This is a genomic window from Flavimaricola marinus (genome assembly GCF_900184895.1).
In the GTDB taxonomy this organism is placed as follows: domain Bacteria; phylum Pseudomonadota; class Alphaproteobacteria; order Rhodobacterales; family Rhodobacteraceae; genus Flavimaricola; species Flavimaricola marinus.
Map to the genome: position 1 here is coordinate 279957 of NZ_FXZK01000005.1, position 19102 is coordinate 299058.

Sequence of the window (19102 nt, forward strand, 5' to 3'; positions counted from 1 at the left end):
TCGGCACCGACTACCCCGCAGCCAGCCGCTTGGCCACCGCCTCTTTGGTCTTGTCGTCGCAAAAAGCTGCGTCGAGGGCGGTTTGGTTGAGTTCGCTCAACACCTCCTCCTCCCAGCCGAAGGTGCGGGCGAGCATGTCGAACTCGTCGGTCATCGTGGTGTGAAAGAACGGCGGATCGTCGGTGCTGACGGTCACTTTCACGCCGCGGTCGCGCAGCTTGGCAATCGGATGGGCCTCCCACGACGGGACGGCGTTCAGGAACACGTTCGAGCCGGGACAGACCTCCAGCACGATCCCCTGCTCGGCAATCTGATCGACAAGGGCCAAGTCCTTGATCGCGTTGATGCCGTGGCCGATCCGCTCTGGTGCCAGATCGCGGATCGTATCGGCAACCATGTCCGGCCCGCCCCACTCGCCCGCATGGCACGTGATGCGCAGCCCGGCCTCGCGGGCCATGTCAAAGCTATAGGCGAAATCGCCCGGACGGCCCACCATCTCGGCCCCGGCCATGCCATAGCCGACGATGAAATCACCCTTGGTTTCGGCGGCGCACTTTGCGGCCGTCTTGGCCTGCTCCGGCCCCATGTGGCGAATGCAGGTCACGATCCCCTTGAGGGTGATCCCCATGGTGCGCTCGGCCTCGTCGGCGGCCTCGACCATCGCGGCCAGATACTCGCGCCACGCGCCGACATCGCCGCCGCCGCAGAAATCGGGCGACACGAACGTCTCGGAATAGACCACACCATGCGCAGCGCTCTCTTCCAGAACGGCGAGGGTCAGGCGGCGGAACTCCTCCGGCCCGGTCAGGGTGGTGCAGGCGGCCTCATAGACCTGCAGGAAATGCTCGAAATCGCGGTAGAGATAGCCCCCCTGCTCATCGAATATCCCTGAGATATCGATGTTCTTTTCCTTGGCGAGCCCCCGGATGAACGCAGGCGGCGCCCCGCCCTCCAGATGCAGATGCAACTCGACCTTGGGCATTGCGCGATAACTCACAGGAAACTCCTTCCGGGGCCGTGCGAAGGCACGCCCAAATGATCGGCCACGCTGGCGGCCACGTCGACAAAGGCGACATGGCCCAGCTCCTTGGCCCCGACGCCGTGAACGAGGACCGGGACGCGCTCGCGGGTGTGATCGGTGCCGGTCCAGCTTGGGTCGTTGCCGTGATCGGCGGTGACGATCAGCAGATCGCCGTCGCGCAACTCCGGCAAAAGGCGGCCCAAGGCGGCGTCAAACCATTCCAGATGGCGGGCATAGCCGTGCACATCCCGGCGGTGGCCGTATTCGCTGTCGAATTCGACAAAGTTGGCAAAGGTCAGGCTGCCGTCCTCGGCATCGGCGATGCGCTCGCCCAGATGCTCCATCAGCACTGCGTCGCGGCCCTTGCGCACGTCATCGATACCGCGCATCGAGAAGATGTCGCCGATCTTGCCGATGGCATGGACCGGACGACCGGCGTCATGCACCCAATCGCACAAAGTCGGAGACGGCGGATCAATGGCATAGTCGTGGCGGTTGCCGGTGCGGGTAAAGCCCTCCTCCGCCGATCCCAGAAACGGCCGTGCGATCACCCGGCCCACCTTCATCGCGTGCAATGTGGGGGCGATGGTCTGGCACAGGTCGAGCAGACGCTCCAACCCAAAGCGTTCCTCGTGGGCCGCGATCTGAAACACGCTGTCGGCCGAGGTATAGCAGATCGGCCAACCCGTCTCCATATGGCGGGCACCCTCCTCGTCGAGGATCACCGTGCCGGAGGAATGGCGATTGCCCAATATCCCGCCGGTGCCGGCGGCCAGACAGACTTCGACGACCAGATCGTCAGGAAAGGCCGGATCGGCATCCGGGAAGGTATGCCACTCCCACGGCACCGGCACACCGGCCAGCTCCCAATGACCGGACGGGGTGTCCTTGCCCTTGGATTGCTCTGTCGCCGCCGCCCAGGCGCCGGTCGGCTTGGGGCCACCCAAGTCGACACCGGAGGCGAGGTTCAATGCGCGCCACAGGCCCATTTCGGCCATCACCGGCAGGTCGACACCGGCCTCGGCGATATGACCAAGCGTGTTGGCCCCGGTATCGGGACGGTCACCGTTAAAGAACTTGTCGGCATCCGGCGCACCGCCGATGCCCACGCTGTCGATCACCACGAGGAAGGCCCGTCCCATCAGTCGATCCTTGCATGAATGAGAGGACGGATGGCGGGCTTGTCGCCAATCGTGACGGTCTGCAAAACAGCCGTTGCCGCGGCTTCGGCGTCCTCCCTAGTGCGGGCATGAACACGGGCCAGCACGTCTCGGGGGCCGACCTTGACGCCAATGTCCACCACGTCCGAGATCCCCACGGCGGGATCGACCTTGTCGGTTTCCACCCTACGGCCGCCGCCAAGATCGACGACGATCAGGCCAAGGGCTTCGCCGTCCCACGCGGCCACGTGGCCAGCGTCGGGGGCTTTCACGTCGACGATATAGGGGGCCGAAGGCAGGTGCGTGCGCCAGTCGTCGGCCATATCCGGCGGGCCGCCCATCGCCGCGACCATCGCCGCGAAATGGGCCATCGCGCGGCCGTCGGTCAGGGTCGCGGCGATCTGCTCCTCGGCCTCGCCCTCGGCAGCCCCGCTCAGCGCCATCAGGCGCCCGCCCAAGGCGACGGTCAGATCGTGCAGGCGCGGTGCCGCCAACCGATTGCCCGACATCACCTCCATCGACACAGCCACCTCAAGCGCATTGCCCAGATTGGGGGCCAAGGGCTGATCCATATCGGTCACGAAGGCCGCGGTCGGACAGCCGGCCCCCTTGGCCGTCTCGACCAGCGCCCGAGCCAAGGCCTCGGCCTCCTCGTCGGTCTTCATGAAGGCGCCGCTGCCCGACTTCACGTCCAGAACAAGGCCCTCGAGGCCGGCCGCCAGCTTCTTGGACAGGATCGACGCGGTGATCAGATCAATGCTCTCGACGGTGCCGGTCACATCACGGATGGCATAGAGGCGCTTGTCGGCAGGCGCGATCTGGCCAGTGGCGGAAACGATCGCACAGCCGACCTTCGCCACCACGTCGCGCAGGGTCTTTTCGGTGACGGACACGCTCAGGCCGGGGATCGATTCCAGCTTGTCGAGGGTGCCGCCGGTGTGGCCAAGGCCCCGGCCGGACACCATCGGCACATAGACGCCGCAGGCGGCCAGCGCCGGGGCGAGCAGAAGGCTGACGCAATCGCCCACGCCGCCTGTCGAATGCTTGTCGAGGACCGGTCCGGGCATCGACCAATGCAGCACGTCGCCGGAATCGCGCATCCCGCGGGTCAGGGCCACGCGGCCTTCGTCGCCCAGACCGTTCAGGCAGACCGCCATCGCAAAGGCACCCGCCTGCGCGTCGGTCACGGCACCACTGGCGAGGCCGGCGGCAAACCACTGTAGCGCCTCGGCCGAGGGCACCTCGCCGCGACGCAGCCCGGCGATGATCGCGCGCGCATCCACGGGCTAGGTCCGTTCCATGTATTCTTGGGTGAACCCACCCGGAAGAAGGTCGGCCAAGGTGGTGGTCTGGGTCAAACCATCGGTCGTGCCCATGGTCACCACGACATCGCCCGCGCCGAATTCGGACAGCTTCTGGCGGCAGCCGCCGCAGGGGCTGACCGGGATCGGGCTGTCGGCGATCACGGCGACCTCCTCGATCACGGTATCGCCTGCGGCAATCATCGCGGCAATCGCGCCGGCCTCGGCGCAGGTGCCTTCGGGATAGGCGACGTTCTCGACGTTCACCCCGCCGTAGACGGCGCCCGATGCCGCCCGGATGGCGGCGCCCACCTTGAACTTGGAATAGGGGGCATAGGCATTCTCGCGCACCGCGCGGGCAGTCTCCATCAGGGTCATCGGCAGGCTCCTTGGGCAACGCTCAAACCTTGGGCCGACCGTTCGGCGGATGCAAGGGGGTCCGGCCCCGACTGCGCATCACGGCCCCCACGTCAGCAGCGGTCGCTGGCGGACGGCGCGCGAAACCGTCTTGAATTTCCCCGGACCGAGGCAGAATGTCCGCCCATGAAACCCAAGATACTCACGACGCTGGCCAGCTATGATCGGCAGCAGTTCGGCAACGACCTGCTGGCGGGCATGACCGTCGCGATGGTCGCCCTGCCGCTGAGCCTCGCCATCGCCATCGCCTCCGGGGCGGGTCCGGAAAAGGGGCTGGTGACGGCAATCGTCGGCGGCTTCCTGATTTCGCTGCTGGGCGGCAGCCGGGTGCAGATCGGCGGGCCGACCGGGGCGTTCATCGTCGTGGTCTTCGGGGTCATCGCCGAGCATGGCTATGACGGGCTGATCCTCGCCACGTTGATGGCCGGGGTGATCATGCTGATCGCTGGTTATCTGCGGGCGGGAAATCTGGTGGCCTATGTGCCCGAACCGGTGATCAACGGGTTTACCATCGGCATCGCCATCATCATCGCCACCAGCCAGATCAAGGACCTCCTCGGGCTGTCGCTGGACGAGGTCCCGGCGGAATTCATCGCCAAGACCGAGGCGCTCTGGGCGGCGCGACACAGCCTGAGCGGGACGGCCGTGGGGATCGGGCTGGCCACGATGGTCCTGATCACGTTGCTGCGGCGGATCGCGCCGAAATTCCCCGGACTGATCGTTGCCGTCGGGGTCACATCGGCACTTGTGGCCTTTGCGGCGCTGCCCGTCGACACCATCTTCTCGCGGTTCGGGGCGCTGCCCAGCGCCCTGCCGTGGCCCGCCCTGCCCGAGATCAGCCTCGACCGAATGGTCGAGCTGCTGCCCTCGGCCATCGTGATCGCCTTTCTGGCCGGGATTGAATCGCTGCTCTCCGCAATGGTCGCCGACAAGATGATCGGCGGGCATCACCGTCCCAATGCCGAGGTGCTGGCGCAGGGCTTTGCCAACATCGGATCGGCGCTCTTCGGCGGTCTTCCGGCCACCGGCGCGATTGCGCGAACGGCCACCAACGTGCGGGCGGGCGGCAAGACGCCGGTGGCCGGGATCGTGCACGCCCTGACGATCCTTCTGGTGATGCTGCTGGCCGCGCCGCTGGCGGGATATCTGGCGATGCCGGCGCTCGCCGGGCTCTTGATCCTCACCGCATGGAACATGAGCGAGCCGCACAAATGGCGGGGCTATATGGCCGGGCCGATGGCCGACCGGGTTCTGCTGATCCTGACGCTGGTGCTGACCGTGTTCACCGATCTCACCGTGGCAATCGGGGTCGGCGTCTCTCTCGGGCTGGCGCTGCGGCTGCGGCAGGACAAAAGCCCCAGGGACTGGAGCCCGCCCGACCGCTAGACGGGCTGCGTCTCGAAGGCACCGGGCAAGGCCACCTCCAACAGCTCGAAATCGTCGGACGGATCGGCCCAGAGGGTCGCCATGCCGGGCGGAATCACGAAGGCATCGCCCGCCACAAGGCTCTGCGGCAGCTTGCCCTCGCCCTCCAGCGTCATGGTGCCCTGCGTGACAAAGCCGAACAGAATGTCGGCGTCGTGACGCGAGCGCACCGGATCGCCGCCGCCCTTGCGCACCACCTTCACGTCGGCCACGGCGTGGGTGTTGGCGGCAATCGTGGTGTCTCGGGCGACAAAGCCGGACAGGCGAAACGGCTGCCACTCGGCGCCCTCGGCCTGATTGAACACAAAGCGCTGGCCCTGCCATTCCCTGTCCGGGCGGAGATCCGGGGTGGGCAGGGTCATCTCGTGGTCGATCTCGGTCACATGCTGCGCGGGCACGCCGATCTCGATGACCTCGATCCCGTCGCTGGCCTCTAGGACGCGGTGGCGGATCTCGGGCGGCTGGATAAAGCAATCGCCCGCGGTCAAACGGATCGGGCCGCCCTGATCCTCATAGACCACATCGACCCAGCCGCGATAACAGAAGATCAGCTGAAACCCGACCTTGTGGAAATGCACCATATCCGGGACAGGACCACCGTCCGGGATCCGAATGTGGCTGGCGATGATCGAGCCGCCCAGCCGGGTCGGCACCAGATCGCGGTAGTGCATCCCGGCCCGGCCAATCACCCAGGGCGCGCCGTCGGTCAGACGGCGGACGACAAAGGCGTGCTCGGTCGGCGGCAGCTCCAGCGGCGGGTTCAGCGGATGCACCTCGATACGGGTGCCACCGGGCGCCTTCAGGACAGGCTCGCCCCCGGCGAACTCGGCGTCGTCGGTCAGCACACGGATCAGGCCCGGCGGGCCGCCCTGTCCCTGATCGAGACGCAGGTTCAGGCCAAGGCCGGAAAACACCGCGACAGCCGGATCGTCGGCTGGAAAGATCGCATCGAGACGCATCCCCATCACCTCGCCGAAAAACGCCAAATCGGCCTTCAGGTCGGTCGTCGGCACACAGATTTCGGCGCGGATGGTGTCGTGGTCGGTCATGGGGCAGACCTTCGCCGCAGCGAACGGCATTTGCAAGAGCAGGTGTTTCATGCAAAAGCCGAGCCGACCGGCTTCCCTTGCAGGCCCGGTTTAGTTTAGCCTTAAACAACTTCACTTCCAAAGGAATATGCCATGGCCGAGATCCCCCGCGACAGCACACGCGAAGGCCTGCGGCAAGCCGCGCTCGACTATCACCGCTTTCCCAAACCGGGCAAGCTCGAGATCCGGGCGACGAAGCCTCTGGCCAACGGGCGCGATCTCAGCCGGGCCTATTCCCCCGGCGTGGCCGAGGCCTGCATCGAGATCAAGAACGATCCCGACACCGCCCGCGACTACACCGCCCGGGGTAATCTGGTCGCGGTCGTGACGAACGGATCCGCCGTGCTGGGGCTGGGCAACATCGGCGGGCTGGCGTCAAAGCCGGTGATGGAAGGCAAGGCGGTCCTGTTCAAGAAATTCTCAAACATCGACTGCTTCGACATCGAATTGAACGAGCCCGATCCCTACAAGCTGGCCGACATCGTCTGCGCGCTGGAGCCGACCTTCGGCGCGATCAATCTCGAGGATATCAAGGCGCCCGACTGCTTTATCGTGGAACAGATCTGCAACGAGCGGATGAACATCCCCGTCTTCCACGACGACCAGCACGGCACCGCCATCGTCGTCGGTGCTGCGGCCACGAACGCGATGCAGGTTTCGGGCAAGTCGTTCGAAAACATCAAAGTCGTGTCCACCGGTGGCGGCGCTGCCGGGATCGCTTGCCTCAACATGCTGTTGAAACTGGGGCTGAAACGGGAAAACGTCTATCTGTGCGATCTTCAGGGGCTTGTCTACGAAGGTCGGGAAAGTGACATGACGCCACAAAAGGCGGCCTATGCCCAAGGGACCGAGGCAAAGACCCTCGACGAGGTGATCGAAGGGGCAGACCTGTTCCTCGGCCTCTCCGGTCCCGGCGTGCTCACGCCCGAGATGGTGGCCAAGATGGCGCCCAAGCCGATCATCTTCGCGCTGGCCAACCCGAACCCGGAGATCGATCCCGGCGAGGCCCGCGCCGTCACGCCGGATGCGATCATCGCCACCGGGCGCAGCGACTACCCCAATCAGGTCAATAACGTGCTGTGCTTTCCCTTCATCTTCCGAGGGGCGCTCGACGTGGGTGCGACCACGATCAACGACGAGATGAAGATCGCCTGTATCGAGGGGATCGCCGCCCTCGCCCGCGCCACCACCAGCGCCGAGGCCGCCGCCGCCTATCAGGGCGAACACCTGACATTTGGCCCCGACTACCTGATCCCCAAGCCCTTCGACCCCCGGCTGATGGGCGTCGTCGCCTCCGCCGTGGCCAAGGCCGCGATGGAAACCGGGGTCGCCACCCGGCCGATCGAGGACATGGCCGCCTACAAGGCGCGGCTCGACGGTTCGGTCTTCCGTTCCGCGATGATCATGCGGCCGGTGTTCAGCGCGGCGGCCACGGCCTCGCGCCGGATCGTCTTTGCCGAAGGCGAGGACGAGCGGGTGCTGCGCGCCGCCCAGGCGGTGATGGAAGAGACCACCGAGACACCGATCCTGATCGGTCGCCCCGAGGTCATCGAGGCGCGGTGCGAACGGGCGGGGCTCAAGATCCGGCCGCTCACCGATTTCCAGATCGTCAATCCTGAGAACGACCCGCGCTACCGCGACTACTGGGGCACCTATCACGAGCTGATGGCCCGCAAGGGGGTGACGCCGGATATCGCTCGGGCGGTGATGCGGACCAACACGACCGCAATCGGCGCGGTCATGGTCCACCGCGACGAGGCCGACAGCCTGATCTGCGGCACCTTCGGGCAATTCCTCTGGCACCTGAGATATGTCGACGAGATCCTCGGAACGGGCGGCTACCACCCGATCGGCGCGCTCAGCCTGATGATCCTCGAAGACGGCCCGCTCTTCGTGGCCGACACGCAGGTGCACCCGGAACCAACGCCGAGACAGATCGCCGAAACGGTCATCGCCGCGGCCCGGCACGTGCGGCGCTTCGGGCTGACACCGCAAATCGCGCTGTGTTCGCACAGCCAGTTCGGCAATCTCGATTGCGACACCGGTGCGCGGATGCGGGGGGCGCTCGCGATCCTCGATTCCGAACCGCGCGATTTCGCCTACGAGGGCGAGATGCACGTCGATGCGGCGCTCGACGTCGACCTGCGCGAGCGGATCTTCCCCGGGTCGCGGCTGAGCGGGGCGGCCAACACGCTGGTCTTCGCCAATACCGACGCGGCCTCCGGCGTGCGGAATATCCTCAAGATGAAGGGCGGCGGGCTGGAAGTCGGCCCGATCCTGATGGGCATGGGCAACCGGGCGCATATCGTGACGCCGTCGATCACGGCACGCGGTCTGCTCAACATGTCCGCCCTGGCCGGCACGCCGGTGGCGCATTACGGCTAGAAACGGGACGGCGGGCGGGGCGTCGCCGCAGGCGCGCGCCGCACCGTCCGGCCGCGTTAGCGCAACCATGTCGCACCCGCTTGCGCGATTGGCTCGACCGCGCGTAAAAACCGTCAACAGGGTGGAGGAATACCATGGGATACCGCGACGTCTATGCCGGCTGGCAATCCGATCCAGAGGCCTTCTGGATGGCGCAAGCCAAAGCCATCGATTGGGATGTGCCGCCGACCAAGGCGCTCCATGCCGAAAACGCCCCGCTCTACGAGTGGTTCTCCGACGGGATGGTCAACACCTGCTACAACGCGGTCGACCGGCACGTGGAAAACGGGCGCGGCAATCAGGTCGCCATCATCCACGACAGCCCGGTCACCAACTCGGTCACCAAAATCACCTTTGCCGAACTTCAGGGCAAAACCGCGAGCCTCGCCGGTGCGCTGGTGGCACGAGGGGTGGGGAAAGGCGACCGGGTCATCATCTACATGCCGATGATCCCAGAGGCGCTGGTGGCCATGCTCGCCTGCGCCCGGATCGGGGCCATCCATTCGGTGGTCTTCGGCGGCTTTGCGGCGCATGAACTTGCGGTCCGGATCGACGATTGCACCCCAAAGGCGGTGATCGCGGCCTCCTGCGGGCTCGAAGGCGCCAAGGTCATCGGCTACAAGCCGCTACTCGACGACGCGATCAACCAATCCAAGCACACCCCGGAAACCTGCATCATCTTCCAGCGACCGCAATGCGCGGCAGAGCTGACCCCGGGGCGGGACATCGACTGGGTCGAGGCGCAGAACGTGCCCCCTGCCGACTGCGTGCCTGTCGAGGGCAACCACCCGGCCTATGTGCTCTACACCTCGGGCACGACCGGCGCGCCCAAAGGCGTGGTGCGGCCCACCGGCGGGCATCTGGTCGCGCTCAACTGGACGATGAAGGCGATCTACAACGTCGATCCCGGCGACGTGTTCTGGGCGGCCTCCGACGTGGGCTGGGTCGTGGGGCACAGCTATATCTGCTACGGTCCGCTGATCCACGGCAACACCACCGTGGTGTTCGAGGGCAAGCCCGTCGGCACCCCCGACGCGGCCACCTTCTGGCGGGTGATCGAAGACCACAAGGTCAAGAGCTTCTTCACCGCCCCCACGGCCTTCCGCGCGATCAAGCGCGAAGACCCCACGGGCGAGATGATCAAGAAGCACGACATCTCCTGTCTGCAAGCACTCTATCTTGCGGGCGAACGGGCCGACCCGGACACGATCCAATGGGCGCAAAAGGTGATGGGCGTGCCGGTCTACGACCATTGGTGGCAGACCGAAACGGGCTACACCATCGCCGGCAATCCCACGGGGATCGAGGCGCTCCCGGTCAAGATCGGCTCGCCCACCGTGGCGATGCCCGGCTACGACGTGCACATCCTCGACGAAGGCGGGCACGAAGTCGGGCCGGGCACGCTCGGGGCGATCGCGATCAAGCTGCCGCTGCCCCCCGGAACCTTGCCGACCCTCTGGAACGCCGAAGAGCGGTTCCGCAAAAGCTACCTCAACACCTTCCCCGGCTACTACGAGACCGGCGACGCAGGGATGAAGGACGAAGACGGCTACCTCTGGATCATGGCCCGCACCGACGACGTGATCAACGTCGCGGGCCACAGGCTCTCGACCGGCGCGATGGAGGAAGTGCTCGCCGCTCACCCGGACGTTGCCGAATGCGCGGTGATCGGCGTCGCGGACGAGTTGAAGGGGCAGCTGCCGCTCGGGTTCCTCTGCCTGAACAAGGGCTGCACCAAGTCGGATGCCGAGGTGGTGGCCGAAACCGTCAAGATGGTCCGCGATCAGATCGGGCCCGTCGCCGCGTTCAAGCTGGCGGTCGTCGTCGACCGGCTGCCCAAGACCCGCTCGGGCAAGATCCTGCGCGGCATCATGGGCAAGATCGCCGACAGCCAGCCGTTCAAGATGCCCGCCACCATCGACGACCCGGCGATCCTCGACGAGGTGCGGGACGCGCTGCAAACGGTGGGTTACGCCAAGGGCGGATCGCAGGGCTGATTATGGGGCATCTGCCGGGCCATGGTCAGGCCCGGCGCCGCCCGGTGGGCAGGCTACGGAATGCCCACCGCCTGAAGCCGGGGCGAACTGGCCAGAAACGTCACCGGATAGGCGCTGGCCGGATCGAGCCGGCCCTGACTGTCCAGCTCGGCGCTGACATAACCGCCCTTGATCCCCCGGTAATAGGCATAGCAGAGCGGCATCTCTGGCGGCGCGGGCGGGGCCACGTCTTCGAAGCCCTCCATCCCTGCAATGGCCGGGCCACCGCCGACGAGAACGGTAGTATACTGCTCCGACACCACGCAGATCGTGCCATTCCGCTCGACCAGCCTTTCAGTGACGTCCAGATACATCGTCTGCCCAAAGGACATCGCGAACTGGCTCTTGAGCTCGTATTCGCCGCCGACCCGGCGCAGGGTCGAGACGAGGTTGCAACTTTCGCTGTCGGGGTTCAGGCGGACGCATTGATAGGGCAGGCCTTCGGTCTCGGCCAGCAATTGCCGGACCGGGACGAAGTCGCCCAGCCCGACCGGCGGGATCGCACAGCCCGCCATGGCCAAAGCCATCACCGTCATCGCACCCAAACCCGTCGCTCGCATCACAGCACTCCCTGAACGAGCGCCAAATTGACAGAGCGGTGGGCCAAGTCAACGGCGAGGTTGCCAGCTGTGCTGCACGATCACCACCTTTTCGCCCTGCGTGGTCTGGGTCAGATCGGTCGCTCCGCCGGTTCCGGTCTGGATCACCAAGGCGCCCTGCCCTGTGGCCTCCTGCGTCACGGTGGCGGCGTGGCCGTCCCCCTGCTGGATGACCATCGCCGCATTGCCCGGCTGCGTGGCGACGGTGGCGGTGTTGTGATCGCCGTTTTGCAGCACCCGCACCCCGGCCGACGGTGGCTGCTGCATATCGGCGGCAGTCAGGGCCGTGCCTCGATCCACCCGGTGAGCGCGGAATTCCTGCGGGGTCATCTGCATGGTGACGCTGCCGGGAACAACCGTCACGGTCTCTGCCCGCGCCATGCCCGCGCTCACCCCCGGCGACAGCGAAAGCGCCACAGCCAAGGCCGGCCAGCATGGAGCGCTCATCACAGGGCTCCGATCGGGGCGGTCACCGGGCAGCGGACCTCGCCACCCTGCCACGTCAGAACCATCCGGCCGCGAAGGGCAGAGGCCGCGCCGCCAAAGCTGGCCGACCCGAGGGTCAGCGTCTCGCCCGCGCTGGCCGAGAACGGGCCGGATTGCGAGATGTTGGACGAACCCCCGGCGCTCTGTTGCGCCAGATCCAGCCAGAACAGGCCCGACACCGGCGCATGGGCGCTGATGCTGGCCCGCACCTCGGTCTGGCCGGCGCGTGGGATCGCCTCGATCCGACAGGAAAACGGAGCGACGGCCGAGAAACTCGCGGCGGTCTGGGTGGCGGGGGCGGCGCTGGTGACACAGGCGGCAAGGCCAAGCCCGGTCAGCGCGGCGGCACCGAAGTGAAGGACAGACATCGTTATGCTCCTTGCATGTAGACAGGGGCCGGAGGGCGCGGCGGCCCCCCGGACACTGCGGCTGGCTCAGTTCTGAACGACGACCGTCACGTTGCCGTGGCCGTATTGGGTGGTCTCGGCATTGTTGCCGTTGCCGACCTGAATGACGCCCAGCGCATTGCAGCCGCCGTTCTGATCGACATCCACCGTGTTGTGGTTGCCGCTCTGCGAGACGCCGAGGACGTTGCAGCGGCCGGTCTGGGTGGCGACGGTGTCGTTGCCGCGGCCGGACTGGCTGACGACGGTCTGGTTGCGGCGGCCGTCCTGCGTCGAAATGGTGGTGTTGCGGCCCCCCTGCTGCCAGACGGTCATCTGGTTGCGCACACCGACCTGGCTGGTGCCGGCGCCGTTCTGCCAACCGTATTGGGTGATCGTGGCCCGGTTGCCGTCGGCGGCGACGGGCATCGCCATCACGAGGGTCAATGCGGCGGCGATGGCGGTGGTCACTGTCTTGGTGGTCATGGGGTCTCTCCTGTTCTGAATTAAGGCGCCGCGTTTGGTGCGAGCCGGTGAAACGATCAGGAGGCAGGCCGCCAAAACAGCCAATATCACCGGCCTGTCAGGCTATGACAGGGGCGGTGATATTGGTTAACCACCGGCACGATTGGCCGGCGGCTTTTCATTCGGATCAATGGTTTACGAATGGATCAGGCGAATTGCTCGCGGATCAGACGCTCTTCCAGACCGTGACCGGGATCGAACAGAAGCCGGTGCCGGACCTTGGGTTCGCTATGGATCAGCACCCGTGCAACGTCGCGGACAGAGCGGCTGTCGGCATCCGCCATCACCGGGCGACGCTCGGGCTCCGTCACATCGATCTGCACCAGTGCCTGTTTCGGCAACAGCGCCCCGCGCCAACGGCGCGGACGAAACGGCGCAATGGCGGTCAGGGCCAGAACGTCCGATCCAATCGGCAGAATCGGGCCGTGGGCGGAATAGTTGTAGGCGGTCGACCCGGCCGGGGTGGCGACCAGCGCCCCGTCGCAGACCAACTCCTCCATCCGCATCTTGCCATCGACCGTGATGCGCAGCTTGGCCGCCTGCGGACCGGCGCGAAGCAGGCTGACCTCGTTGATGGCCAACCCCTCGTGGCGCTCGCCCGAGACGGTGAACGCCTCCATGCGAAGCGGGTTGATCACCGCCTCCTCGGCATCGGCAAGGCGCTCGGGCAGGCCCTCTTCGGAATAGGCATTCATCAAAAAGCCCACAGTGCCGCGATTCATCCCATAGACGGCGAGGTCGTGATGTTCGGTGCGGTGCAATGTCTGCAACATGAAGCCGTCCCCGCCGAGGGCCACGACGATGTCGGCCTGTTCCAGGGGCACGTTGCCATAGCGCGTCGACAAGGACGCCAGAGCGGCCTGCGCCGTCGGCGCTCCACTCGCGGCAAAGGCTATTTTCGTCAAGGACATGGCCGACCTTTCAGGTTGCGCCCGTTGTTTGTCGACCAGTGGCCGCTGAAAGGCAAGCGCCGGCCTTTGGCCACCGGCGACGCAGAGCGATGACGCCCCTGCGTCAAGCAGCGACGTTTTGCTGCTTTTGGCCCGGCCATCGCTGCGCTATAGAACGCGCAACCAAGCCCACGGCTCTGCGAAAGGACCTCGTTTCATGAACGCCCCCACCCCATCCGACAGCCTGACTACCAGCGGCGGTTTCTTCACCGAAAGCCTGTCCACCCGCGATCCCGCGCTCTTTGCGGCGATGAGCGCCGAACTCGGCCGGCAGCGCAAGGAGATCGAGCTGATCGCCTCCGAGAACATCGTCTCGGCCGCCGTCATGGAAGCGCAAGGCTCCGTGCTCACCAACAAATACGCCGAAGGCTATCCTGGACGGCGCTACTACGGCGGCTGTCAGTTCGTCGACGTGGCCGAAAACCTCGCCATCGAACGGGCCTGCCAGCTGTTCGATTGCGGCTTTGCTAATGTGCAGCCCAACTCCGGCTCTCAGGCCAACCAAGGTGTGTTTCAGGCGCTGCTGCAGCCCGGCGACACCATTCTGGGGATGAGCCTCGATGCAGGCGGTCACCTGACCCACGGCGCACGGCCCAACCAGTCGGGCAAATGGTTCAACGCCATTCAATACGGTGTGCGGGCGCAAGACCTCGAGATCGACTATGTCCAGATCCAGGAGCTGGCGACCGAGCATCAGCCCAAGATGATCATCGCGGGCGGCTCTGCCATTCCGCGGATCATCGACTTTGCGAAAATGCGCGAGATCGCAGACAGCGTGGGTGCCTACCTGCTGGTCGATATGGCGCACTTTGCGGGCCTCGTCGCGGCCGGGCTCTATCCCTCGCCCTTCCCGCACGCGCATGTCGCCACCACGACGACGCATAAGACCCTGCGCGGCCCGCGCGGCGGCATGATCCTCACCAACGACGAGGCAATGGCCAAGAAGTTCAACTCGGCGATCTTCCCCGGCATTCAGGGCGGCCCGCTGATGCACGTGATCGCAGGCAAGGCCGTCGCCTTCGGCGAAGCTCTGCGGCCGGAATTCAAGATCTATCAGGGTCAGGTGATCCGCAACGCGCAGGCGCTGGCCGATCAGCTGATGAAAGGCGGGCTCGACATCGTCACCGGCGGCACCGACACGCACCTGATGCTCGTCGACCTGCGGCCCAAAGGGGTCAAGGGCAACGCCACCGAGAACGCTCTGGGCCGTGCGCATATCACCTGCAACAAGAACGGCATCCCGTTCGACACCGAGAAGCCGACGATCACCTCCGGCATCCGGCTCGGCAGCCCCGCAGGAACAACCCGCGGCTTCGGCGAGGCGGAGTTCCGGCAGATCGCTGACTGGATCGTCGAAGTCGTCGACGGTCTGGCCGCCAACGGCGAAAACGACAACGGCGAAGTGGAGGAGAAGGTCCGGCTCGAAGTCGAAGCCCTCTGCGACCGCTTCCCGATCTATCCAAACCTCTAAGCTTCGGGCATCGCGGCCCCGGTCGCGATGCCATTCCCTCCGCCAAAGGTGCCGTGCCGCCGATGACCCTCCTCAAACAGCTGACCGCCGGCCTCATGGTCGCCGTGCTGTTCCTCACCGGACAGATGGTCACGTCGGCGCGCGGCACAGGCCCCGCGGTGATGGAGGCGGTGTTGTGCGTGGGTGGCGGGCTGGTCACGGTGCAGCTCGACGCCGACGGCAATCCCGTCGGGCCGTCGCACATCTGCCCCGATGCGACGCTGGCCTTTCTGGCCGACGTGGCGCTGCCACGGCCCGGCGATCTGCATCTCGCAATGAGCCGCCTCGGCGGTGTGCCGCAAGACGTGAGCAAAGCGCCCACCGCACGGCCGCACCTGCCCCCGGCGACCGGTCCGCCTTGGGCTGTCTGACCTGACATCCATCAGACAGTGACACCCAAGACAAAGGACACGAGCCATGCTCAATGCACGCATGCCGACCAAAACGCTATTCGCCGCCCTCCTCGCCAGCCTCGCTCTGGCCGCCCCCGCCCACGCGGATGGGCCCGAGGTGCACGACGCCTATGCCCGCACCGCCTATCCGGGCGCTCCGACCGCCGCGGCGTTCATGGTCATCCACAACCACGGAGGCGCGGATGACAGGCTGATCGACGCGCGATCGCCTATCGCCGCGAAGACGGAATTGCACACCCATATCGACGCCGGCGACGGGGTCATGCAGATGCGGCACGTCCCCGAAGGCTTTGCCCTGGAAACCGACGGCGAGATCGTCATGGAGCGCGGCGGCCATCACGTCATGCTCATGGGGGTCGGTGAAACGCTCGAACCCGGCGACACCGTTCCGCTGACGCTGGTGTTCGAAAGCGGCGCCGAGATCATCCTCGACGTGCCGGTGATGAGCGACGAAGAAGCCGCCGCAATCGGGCACGGGGCGATGGACCACGGCGAGATGGACCACGATGACATGGGTGAAGACCACATGGATCACGAAACCGTAGACCAGTAACCGCCGATCAGGCAAACTGCGCATTGGGAGGATCACTCAATGCGCACACCCTGGCATCTCTGGGTCGTCGGCGGCGTTTCGCTTCTCTGGAACGCGGGCGGGGCCTACGACTATCTCATGACGCAACTGAACAACGAAGCCTACCTGTCGATGCTGACAGAGCCGCAGCGGGCGTTGATGGACAGCCGGCCGGTCTGGTTCGACGCGGCGTGGGCGATCGGCGTCTGGGGGTCGATCCTCGGATCGCTGCTCCTTCTCTTGCGGTCGCGCTTTGCGGTGCAGGCGTTCCTCGCGTCCTTCCTCGGGCTGATCGTCTCCGCGATCTGGAGCTTCGGGATCGCGGAGCCGTCGTCGTTCGAGGTCATGGGCAGCTTTGCCGCGATCTTCAGCCTCGCCATCGCGGTGGTGATCGTGCTGCTCTATCTCTATGCGCGCGCCATGGCGGCACGCGGGGTGCTGCGTTAAGGCCGGGCCCGACCGGGCCTAGCCACAGATCTGGCGGGCCGAATCCGAAAAGGCGCGATAGCGGTCCCAGAACGCCTCGGAAGAGGCATTGTCCGATGTCCGGGTCTCCTGAGCCTTGTCCGGGTCTTCGAAGAACGTCGCCGCGCGGCGCTGATCGGCGCTGCTCAGGGTCTGGTCCGCGACGCCCTGCACGCAGGCGCAAAGGATAGGGCCCGCCGCAGAGCGGCCCGAATCCATACAGGCATTGCCGATCGGTCCGCTGACAGAGGCCCCGCCGCAGGCCGCAAGTAACGCCAGTGACAGGACAGTGATCGCCTTGTGCATGAAGTGCCTCATCTTCCAAAGTGATGCCCGCTGCGTTTGACCAGCGGTCTTTTCTTCCGGTGTTTGACTCAAATCCAAGCGGCCCACCGGCGTTTAGCTCAACTTAACGCGCCTGTCGGCGTGATCCAGCGGGATTTCACCAGAAAACCAGGCATTTCGGGCGGCATTTCGCCGGTTTCGATCAATTTCCGCGACATCGCTCCATATATGTCCAGAACCCGCCACATTAACGCCTCATTAACAGTCTCAACCTACGTTAACAGAGACCGATGGAGGGACAGATGCACACCACGATATTGCTACTGGGATGTATCTTCGGATTCGGAACGGCGCTGTTCACCTACTTCTCGATGGGCTTCGGTCTGCTCGTCGCCATTTCGATCTGGGCCGCCTCCGGGCCGGTCACGATCCTTCTGCTTGCGGCGCTCTACCTGCTGCGCGGCGACACCGAATTCCAAGACGAACAGTTACAGCCGGAAATCGCCTAGGCCGCCGTGACGTGATGTCGGCCCCGCGAAATGACTTGCTTTTGCGCGGCAAAAGGATCATACGGACGTCGCAAACGTTATTCTCTTCGACCCCTGTCTCCCTTACCGGCCACAGTTCTTCGATATGACACTGACGGCGCCGACCTGCCGCACTTTCGCGGGCAGGATATTTGACAGGAGAAATCACGATGGCTTCAGGCACCGTGAAATGGTTCAACGCAACTAAAGGCTTCGGCTTTATCGCACCCGACGGCGGCAGCAAGGACGTTTTCGTCCACATCTCCGCAGTCGAGCGTTCCGGCCTCACCGGCCTGCGCGACGATCAGAAGGTTACCTTCGACATCGAAGCTGGCCGCGACGGTCGCGAATCTGCGATCAATCTCGCTCTGGCATAAGCCCAGACACCCGAGATCGACATTGGAAAGGCGCCTTCGGGCGCCTTTCTTGCGTTTGGAGACCTGCGGCAGATCACTGCCGAGAATCGCCCCGTATTCCAATATTTCTTGATTTTTTGCCAATGGAAGCGCATATTGCCTCCGCGAAGTTACTCTATCGACCACTGTCTCCTCACGGCCAGTCAATCGATCAGCACTGACCGAGCCGCACCGCTGCACTTCCGCGAGCGGGACTAACGAGGATACATCTCATGGCGACAGGAACCGTGAAGTGGTTCAACACCACCAAAGGATATGGGTTCATTGCCCCCGATGGTGGCAGCAAAGACGTTTTCGTCCATATCTCTGCCGTTGAAAGGTCCGGTCTGACCGGACTTCAGGACAATCAGAAAGTCAGCTTCGACATCGAAGCCGGACGCGACGGCCGCGAGTCGGCAGTCAACTTGTCCCTCGCCTGATTTCAGGCTCATGCTCAGCCCGTGGGCGGCCGGCGCTGCCCACAGGTCCAACGGGATAGGCGCGAACGCCGGGGTCTAGGGGCCGGCCCAATCCACCCCTTCCGCCTTTTCGACAGTCAACGTGCCCGCAGGGGCCGGCTGCATCAGCGCCGCGGCATCCTCCGCGCTGCCGCTCAACCACACCTCCACCGCCGACCGTTCGAGGATCACGCCCATCCGGTCGTGAATCGCCGCCACGTCTGCATTCGGCGGACAAGTCACCGTGGCCACCTGCGCCACCTCACGCCCACCCGGCGCCGCCCAGACATCGCGGATCGCGGCAAAGGCCACCGGCTGCCCGTCGGCGCGGGCGATCCGCCACGGCACCCTGCGCCCCCGCGCGCCCGTCCACTCATACCAGCCGTCGCAAGGCACTACGGCCCGGCTTACCCCGGCAAAGGCGCTCTTGTCGAACACCGTTTCCGAGCGAGCGTTGACGATCGTCTCCATCACCGGGCGGCCGCGGGCGTTGACACGGCCCACAGGGATCATGCCCCAGCGGGCGCGGCCCAGACCCAGCTCAGTCAGGCACAAGACCTCCTGGCCCGGCGCGATATTGCTCCGCTCCGGCTCGTCCGGGCAGGCCACGCCCAACCACGCCGCCATCTCGGGCACGCGGGTCAGGAACAGGCGGCCCGGCAC

22 protein-coding genes are annotated in these 19102 nt (G+C 65.5%); 10 read left to right on the forward strand and 12 right to left on the reverse strand.

Annotated elements, in window-relative coordinates:
- Window positions 1–10: 10 nt before the first annotated feature.
- Genes LOM8899_RS14510 through LOM8899_RS14525 form a run of 4 tightly spaced genes read right to left on the reverse strand, consistent with a single transcriptional unit; the run spans window position 11 to window position 3860 of the window.
- Window positions 11–982 (reverse strand): adenosine deaminase, encoded by a 972-nt coding sequence (locus LOM8899_RS14510; RefSeq protein WP_168770553.1) that lies wholly within the window; start codon window positions 980–982, stop codon window positions 11–13.
- A gap of 11 nt (window positions 983–993) precedes the next feature.
- Complete coding sequence (locus LOM8899_RS14515) at window positions 994–2163, reverse strand: phosphopentomutase (protein ID WP_093992934.1); 1170 nt, start codon at window positions 2161–2163, stop codon at window positions 994–996.
- Window positions 2163–3464 (reverse strand): thymidine phosphorylase, encoded by a 1302-nt coding sequence (locus LOM8899_RS14520; protein ID WP_093992935.1) that lies wholly within the window; start codon window positions 3462–3464, stop codon window positions 2163–2165. Before LOM8899_RS14520 ends, LOM8899_RS14515 begins: the two co-directional genes overlap by 1 nt.
- A gap of 3 nt (window positions 3465–3467) precedes the next feature.
- Window positions 3468–3860, reverse strand: coding sequence for a cytidine deaminase (locus LOM8899_RS14525; protein WP_093992936.1), 393 nt, complete (start codon window positions 3858–3860; stop codon window positions 3468–3470).
- A gap of 165 nt (window positions 3861–4025) precedes the next feature.
- Here LOM8899_RS14525 and LOM8899_RS14530 point away from each other — a divergent pair, with 165 nt between their 5' ends.
- Window positions 4026–5285, forward strand: a complete 1260-nt coding sequence (locus LOM8899_RS14530; RefSeq protein ID WP_093992937.1) for a SulP family inorganic anion transporter — start codon at window positions 4026–4028, stop codon at window positions 5283–5285.
- Here LOM8899_RS14530 and LOM8899_RS14535 read toward each other — a convergent pair.
- Window positions 5282–6373 (reverse strand): cupin domain-containing protein, encoded by a 1092-nt coding sequence (locus LOM8899_RS14535; protein WP_093993024.1) that lies wholly within the window; start codon window positions 6371–6373, stop codon window positions 5282–5284. The genes LOM8899_RS14530 and LOM8899_RS14535 overlap by 4 nt on opposite strands.
- A 132-nt stretch (window positions 6374–6505) precedes the next feature.
- Here LOM8899_RS14535 and LOM8899_RS14540 point away from each other — a divergent pair, with 132 nt between their 5' ends.
- Window positions 6506–8797 (forward strand): NADP-dependent malic enzyme, encoded by a 2292-nt coding sequence (locus LOM8899_RS14540; RefSeq protein ID WP_093992938.1) that lies wholly within the window; start codon window positions 6506–6508, stop codon window positions 8795–8797.
- Window positions 8798–8931: 134 nt separating this feature from the next.
- Window positions 8932–10833: a propionyl-CoA synthetase gene (locus LOM8899_RS14545; protein WP_093992939.1), complete on the forward strand. Its 1902-nt coding sequence runs from the start codon at window positions 8932–8934 to the stop codon at window positions 10831–10833.
- Window positions 10834–10886: 53 nt separating this feature from the next.
- Here the strand turns inward: LOM8899_RS14545 and LOM8899_RS14550 are convergent, their stop codons facing one another.
- The 5 genes from LOM8899_RS14550 to LOM8899_RS14570 form a co-directional block, all read right to left on the reverse strand.
- Window positions 10887–11432: a hypothetical protein gene (locus LOM8899_RS14550; RefSeq protein ID WP_093992940.1), complete on the reverse strand. Its 546-nt coding sequence runs from the start codon at window positions 11430–11432 to the stop codon at window positions 10887–10889.
- 48 nt (window positions 11433–11480) lie between these two features.
- Window positions 11481–11918 carry a hypothetical protein gene (locus tag LOM8899_RS14555; RefSeq protein WP_133065040.1) on the reverse strand — a complete coding sequence of 146 codons (438 nt, stop codon included), beginning with the start codon at window positions 11916–11918 and terminating at the stop codon, window positions 11481–11483.
- Entirely contained in the window at window positions 11918–12325 is a 408-nt protein-coding gene (csgH, locus tag LOM8899_RS14560) for a curli-like amyloid fiber formation chaperone CsgH (RefSeq protein WP_093992942.1), read from the reverse strand. The genes LOM8899_RS14555 and csgH overlap by 1 nt, the downstream gene beginning before the upstream one ends.
- A gap of 66 nt (window positions 12326–12391) precedes the next feature.
- A complete protein-coding gene (locus tag LOM8899_RS14565; RefSeq protein WP_093992943.1) occupies window positions 12392–12826 on the reverse strand; it encodes a hypothetical protein in 435 nt (144 codons plus the stop codon).
- Window positions 12827–13011: 185 nt separating this feature from the next.
- Window positions 13012–13776 (reverse strand): NAD kinase, encoded by a 765-nt coding sequence (locus LOM8899_RS14570; protein ID WP_093992944.1) that lies wholly within the window; start codon window positions 13774–13776, stop codon window positions 13012–13014.
- A 196-nt stretch (window positions 13777–13972) separates the two neighbouring features.
- Between LOM8899_RS14570 and glyA the strand changes: the two genes are divergently transcribed.
- From glyA to LOM8899_RS14590, 4 genes are all read left to right on the forward strand, one after another.
- Window positions 13973–15286, forward strand: a complete 1314-nt coding sequence (glyA, locus tag LOM8899_RS14575; RefSeq protein WP_093992945.1) for a serine hydroxymethyltransferase — start codon at window positions 13973–13975, stop codon at window positions 15284–15286.
- Between the two features lie 62 nt (window positions 15287–15348).
- Entirely contained in the window at window positions 15349–15696 is a 348-nt protein-coding gene (locus LOM8899_RS14580; RefSeq protein WP_093992946.1) for a hypothetical protein, read from the forward strand.
- A gap of 46 nt (window positions 15697–15742) precedes the next feature.
- Complete coding sequence (locus tag LOM8899_RS14585) at window positions 15743–16291, forward strand: copper chaperone PCu(A)C (protein ID WP_245820550.1); 549 nt, start codon at window positions 15743–15745, stop codon at window positions 16289–16291.
- A gap of 39 nt (window positions 16292–16330) precedes the next feature.
- On the forward strand, window positions 16331–16756 hold the full coding sequence (locus LOM8899_RS14590) for a hypothetical protein (protein ID WP_093992947.1): 426 nt from the start codon (window positions 16331–16333) through the stop codon (window positions 16754–16756).
- 18 nt (window positions 16757–16774) lie between these two features.
- Here LOM8899_RS14590 and LOM8899_RS14595 read toward each other — a convergent pair whose 3' ends face one another.
- Window positions 16775–17080 carry an arginine transporter gene (locus LOM8899_RS14595; RefSeq protein WP_093992948.1) on the reverse strand — a complete coding sequence of 102 codons (306 nt, stop codon included), beginning with the start codon at window positions 17078–17080 and terminating at the stop codon, window positions 16775–16777.
- 281 nt (window positions 17081–17361) lie between these two features.
- On the opposite strand from LOM8899_RS14595, the gene LOM8899_RS14600 reads away from it, so the two are divergent.
- The 3 genes from LOM8899_RS14600 to LOM8899_RS14610 all read left to right on the forward strand — a co-directional run bounded on the left by LOM8899_RS14600 (window position 17362) and on the right by LOM8899_RS14610 (window position 18421).
- Complete coding sequence (locus LOM8899_RS14600) at window positions 17362–17568, forward strand: hypothetical protein (protein ID WP_133065041.1); 207 nt, start codon at window positions 17362–17364, stop codon at window positions 17566–17568.
- 188 nt (window positions 17569–17756) lie between these two features.
- A complete protein-coding gene (locus LOM8899_RS14605; RefSeq protein WP_093992950.1) occupies window positions 17757–17963 on the forward strand; it encodes a cold-shock protein in 207 nt (68 codons plus the stop codon).
- A gap of 251 nt (window positions 17964–18214) precedes the next feature.
- On the forward strand, window positions 18215–18421 hold the full coding sequence (locus LOM8899_RS14610; protein ID WP_093992951.1) for a cold-shock protein: 207 nt from the start codon (window positions 18215–18217) through the stop codon (window positions 18419–18421).
- Window positions 18422–18496: 75 nt separating this feature from the next.
- On the opposite strand, the gene LOM8899_RS14615 is transcribed toward LOM8899_RS14610, so the two are convergent.
- On the reverse strand, window positions 18497–19102 hold the full coding sequence (locus LOM8899_RS14615; protein WP_093992952.1) for an SOS response-associated peptidase: 606 nt from the start codon (window positions 19100–19102) through the stop codon (window positions 18497–18499).